The organism is Frankia umida, from assembly GCF_023242945.1.
In the GTDB taxonomy this organism is placed as follows: domain Bacteria; phylum Actinomycetota; class Actinomycetes; order Frankiales; family Frankiaceae; genus Frankia; species Frankia umida.
Window position 1 is genome coordinate 1 of sequence record NZ_JALKFT010000077.1, and the last position, 4,221, is coordinate 4,221.

The 4,221-nt window shown below is 74.3% G+C and carries 2 protein-coding genes; both read left to right on the plus strand.

The genetic code is table 11. From position 1 onward, the window contains the following. The coding region (locus tag MXD59_RS25775; protein WP_248827160.1) for a type I polyketide synthase at positions 1 to 3,327 on the plus strand (3,327 nt) is incomplete at its 5' end. 76 nt (positions 3,328 to 3,403) lie between these two features. Next, positions 3,404 to 4,221 (plus strand): beta-ketoacyl synthase N-terminal-like domain-containing protein (locus MXD59_RS25780; protein ID WP_248827161.1); only part of this gene is annotated, 818 nt, incomplete at its 3' end.

Genomic DNA, 4,221 nt, shown 5'->3' on the forward strand with positions numbered 1-4,221 from the left:
GACCACATCCGCCACCCCGTCCGCTTCCACGACGGCATCCACCACCTGCACACCCTCGGCGTCACCACCTACCTGGAGCTGGGACCGAAAGGCGCCCTGACCCACCTGACCCGGGACTGCCTGCCCGACGCGCCAGGCGTGCTGACCCTGCCGGTGCTGCGCGCCGACCGCGATGAGCCCGCCGCGGCGGCACTGGCGCTGGCCGCCCTGTTCGTCCATGGCACCGAGGTGCGTTGGGAGGCGGTGTTCGGCGTTCGCGCCGGCGTCCCGGCCGAACTGCCGACCTATCCGTTCCAGCGCGACCGCTACTGGCTCGCGGACGAGGCGGTGCCGACCGACGTGAGCGCCGCAGGCCTGCACGACGCCGGTCATCCACTGCTCGCCGCCGCCGTCGACCTGCCGGATGGCACGACGGTGTTCACCGGTGTCCTCTCGGCCCGAACGAGGCCCTGGCTGACGGATCCCTCGGCGCACCTGCTGGCAGCGGTCAGCGTGGAGCTGGCCCTGCACGCGGGTTCGCGTACTGGTGCCGAGCACCTGCAACGGCTGACCGTCACGCCGGGGACGGCCATGTCCGGCACCGCACTGCGGCTTCGGATCGTCGTGGCCGCCGAGGATACGCACGGCGCCCGGGCCGTCTCGGTACACACCTGCCCGGTCGGCACTGACGACGGCACCGGCGACAGTGTCCGCGACGACCAGCACCCCGCGACCGCGTGGACGCCGCTGGCCCTCGGAGTGCTCATCGTCTCCCCCGTTGGCAGCGCATCCTCCCTCGACAGCGAGCCTGCGGCCCAGGCGGCTCCGATCGGCGGGGGCACGCTGCGCTGGCCGCCGGCCGAGGCGGTCGACGTCGACGACGACGAGCTCTCCGCGCTGGTGGACGCGGCCGCGCCGGCCTTCGTCCGGGGAGCCTGGCGCCGTGGCACGAGCTGCCTCGTCGAGGTCGAGGTGACACCGGGGGCCCGTCCCGAGGCCGAGCGCAGCGCCGTGCATCCCACCCTGCTCGCGGCGGCGGCGGCGGCGACGCACGCCCTGTCCCGGCCGGGCCCCGAGACGGCGCCGCTCTCGCTGACCTTCACCGATGTCCGGCTGCACGCCACGGGCGCCACCGAGGTGCGCGGTCAGATCGACGGCGGCCCGACAGGCACCTCGATCATCCTCACCGACGGTGCCGGCGAGCAGGTCCTCACGGTCGGGTCCCTGCGCATCGACATCGACAGTGGCATCGAGGGCACCAGCACCGGCCGTCCGGCGATCGCCGGTCCCGGCCAGCGTCTGCCGTTGCACGTGCTGAGGTGGGCGCCGCCAACCGCGGCGGACCTCGCCGAGCGGCCCAGCGGCGCATCCGGTGCCGGGAGACCGGCGGGTACCGCCCTGGGGCCCGGAGGCCAGTGGACCGTGCTCGCGGACCCGGCCGAACGCGAACCGGTACTGCGACTGCTCGGCGTGGACGCCGTGCGACTGTGCTCCGACCCGCACGAACTACAGGAGACCAGCTCCGCTGGAACCCCGCTGCCCCCGGTGGTCCTGCTTCCGCTGCCGCCACGCGTCACCCCTGACACCCGCCCGGCCACGACCGACGACCACGGCCCGACGTTGCCCGGGATCGTGCACGCAGAGGTCTCCGCTGTGCTGCGGGTCATCCAGGACTGGCTCGCCGAGCCGGCGTTCGCCGGGGCGCGGCTGGTCGTCGTCACCCGCGGCGCGGTCGCGACCGACCCGCGCCGCGGCATCCCCGACCTCGCCCACGCCGGGGTGTGGGGGCTGGTCCAAACCGCCCAGTCCGAGAACCCGGGCCGCTTCGTCCTCGTGGATCTGGAGCCGGCAGCCGACCCGGCGGCGGACGGGTTGGCGGCGGCGATCGACTCAGGCGCCGAGCTGTGCGCGGTGCGGGCCGGTGTGGTCCTCACGCCCCGCCTCCAGGTCTCCCGCCGCCACGGCGACCAGGCCCTCGAGGCCCGGCCGCCGGCCTCCCCGGCGGGGACCATCCTGATCACCGGGGGTACCGGGGCGCTCGGCGGCGTCCTCGCCCGGCATCTGGTGACCTCGCACGGTGCGCGGCGCCTGCTGCTGCTCAGCCGGCAGGGCCCGCAGGCCGCCGGTGCCCCCCGGCTCGTCACCGACCTCGCCGACCTCGGCGCGCAGGCCACAGTGGTGGCCTGCGACGCGAGTGATCATGCGCAGCTCGCCGCCGTGCTGGCCGGCGTGCCGGCCGACGAACCACTGACCTCGGTGATCCATCTGGCCGGCATCCTCGACGACGGCGTCCTGGCGACCCTGACCCCGGCCCGGCTCGCCTCCGTGCTGCGCCCGAAGGTTGACGCCGCCTGGAATCTGCACGAACTCACCACCCGCGCCGGGCTGACGGACTTCGTGCTGTTCTCCTCGGCCGCCGGGGTGCTCGGCAGCGCCGGCCAGGGTGCCTACGCGGCAGCCAGCACCTTCCTGGACGGGCTCGCCACACACCGTCGCTCCCTCGGTCTACCCGCGACCTCGATGGCCTGGGGACTGTGGGCGTCGGAGGACGGCATGGCCGGCGGCCTCGACGAGGTCGCCCGTGCCCGGCTCGGTCGCACCGGACTGGCACCGCTGTCGCCGGCCCAGGCGATGACGCTGTTCGACGCGGCCCGGTCCACCCCGCACGACGCCGCCGTGGTGACCGCCCGGTGGAACATCGCGGCGCTGCGGCGGCAGGCGGACGCGGGCCAGCTGCGCCCTGTTCTGACCGAGCTGGTCCGCCGGCCCCCGCGGCGGGCGGTCACAGCCAAGCCCGCACGTGAGCTCCCGCTCGCCGAGCGGTTGGCCGGGCTGCCGCCCGACGAGCGCGCGACCCATCTGCTCGAGCTCGTCCGCACGCAGTGTGCGCTGGTGCTGGGGCATGGACGGGCGGACGCCATCCGTGCTGACGCCCCGTTCCGGGACACCGGGTTCGACTCGCTGACCGCCCTGGAGCTGCGCAACCAGCTGAACGTCCGGACCGGGCTGACCCTGCCCACCACGCTGGTGTTCGATCACCCGACACCGGCGGACGTCGCCGCGTTGCTGAGCGCGGAACTGCTCGACTCCGACGGGCGTCCCACCGGCACGGCCACCGGCACGGTGCTACCCGCCGAGGCCGTGCTCGCCGGGCTGGCCGAACTGGAGGCAGCGCTGGAACGCCTCACCACGAGCGATCCCACGCTGGCGGCGATCCAACCGCGCCTGCTTGCCCTGACCGGCCGCATCCCCCTCGCCGACGGGTCGCCCATTCCGGACGAGCGGCTGTTCACCGCCACCGACGAGGAGCTGTTCGACGCACTCGACAAGGAGATCGGCACCCCCTGACCGCGGGTCGCCACAGCGCGACGAGCTCCCCACGGTGCCTCGACGAGAACAGTGCCCCGAAGAGAACGGTGATCGGATGTCCAACGAGGAGAAGCTACGCGAGTACCTGCGGCGGGCCACCACCGATGTGCGACAGGTGCGCCGCCGGCTGGCTGAGCTCGAGGAACGCGACCGCGAGCCCATCGCGATCATCGGGATGGGCTGCCGCTTTCCGGGCGGTGTCGAATCCCCGCAGGACCTGTGGGAACTGCTCGACGCCGGCCGGGACGCCACCGGCGAGTTCCCCACCGACCGCGGCTGGGAACTGGACGACCTGTACGACCCGGAGCCCGGCCGCCCGGACCGCTCGTACGTGCGCCGCGGCGGCTTCCTGCACGACGCCGGCGCCTTCGACCCGGCCTTCTTCGGCATCGGACCGCGGGAGGCCACCGCCATGGATCCGCAGCACCGCCTGCTGCTGGAGACCGTGTGGGAGTCCATCGAGGCCGCCGGCATCGAACCACGGACGCTGCGTGGCAGCCGCACCGGCACGTTCGTGGGCCTGGCCGCCGGCCGCTACGCACCCGAACGCGACCGGGTGCCCCTCGAGTTGGACGGGCACATCATGACCGGCAACGCCACCAGCCTCGCCTCCGGCCGGCTGGCCTACACCTTCGGCCTGCGGGGGCCGGCGATGACCGTGGACACCGCCTGCTCGTCCTCGCTGGTCGCGCTGCACCTGGCCAGCCAGTCCCTGCGCCGCGGCGAGTGCGAGCTGGCCCTCGCCGCCGGCGTCACGGTGCTGGCCACACCGGACCTGTTCGTCTGGTTCAGCCAGCAGCGTGGGCTTTCCCCCGACGGACGGTGCAAGGCGTTCGCCGCCGCCGCCGACGGCACCGGCTGGGCCGAAGGCGC